This window comes from Rhodococcus sp. KRD197 (assembly GCF_017168235.1).
In the GTDB taxonomy this organism is placed as follows: domain Bacteria; phylum Actinomycetota; class Actinomycetes; order Mycobacteriales; family Mycobacteriaceae; genus Rhodococcoides.
Genome location: NZ_JABFAO010000068.1, coordinates 1 through 454, shown reverse-complemented (window position 1 = coordinate 454; position 454 = coordinate 1). Strand labels below are relative to the sequence as shown.

1 protein-coding gene is annotated in these 454 nt (G+C 71.6%); it reads right to left on the bottom strand.

What is annotated here, in order from left to right; genetic code table 11:
- Positions 1-454: aminotransferase class I/II-fold pyridoxal phosphate-dependent enzyme (locus J1M86_RS24400; protein WP_206511707.1), on the bottom strand; the 454-nt coding region annotated here is incomplete at both ends.

The window sequence follows — 454 nt, the reverse complement described above, 5'->3', positions numbered from 1 at the left end:
GGAGGATGTCGAAGCCCTCCTCGGTCATCCGGGAGCGGAAGAGCGCGGTGTTGGCGTTCAGCTGCTCGCGCAGGTCGCCGGCGGACTCCAGCAGGTCGATGACCTTGAGGGAGGCGGCGGCGATGACCGGGGCGAGGGAGTTGGAGAAGAGGTACGGGCGCGAGCGCTGGCGCAGCAGGGCGACGATCTCGGCGCGGGCGGCGACGTAACCGCCGGAGGCGCCGCCGAGCGCCTTGCCGAGGGTGCCGGTGATGATGTCGACCCGGTCCATGACCCCGTGCAGCTCGGGCGTGCCGCGGCCGCCGGGGCCGACGAAGCCGACGGCGTGGGAGTCGTCGACCATGACCATGGCGTCGTAGCGGTCGGCCAGGTCGCAGATCTCCTGGAGCGGGGCGACGTACCCGTCCATCGAGAAGACACCGTCGGTGACGATCAGCCGACGACGGGCGCCGGA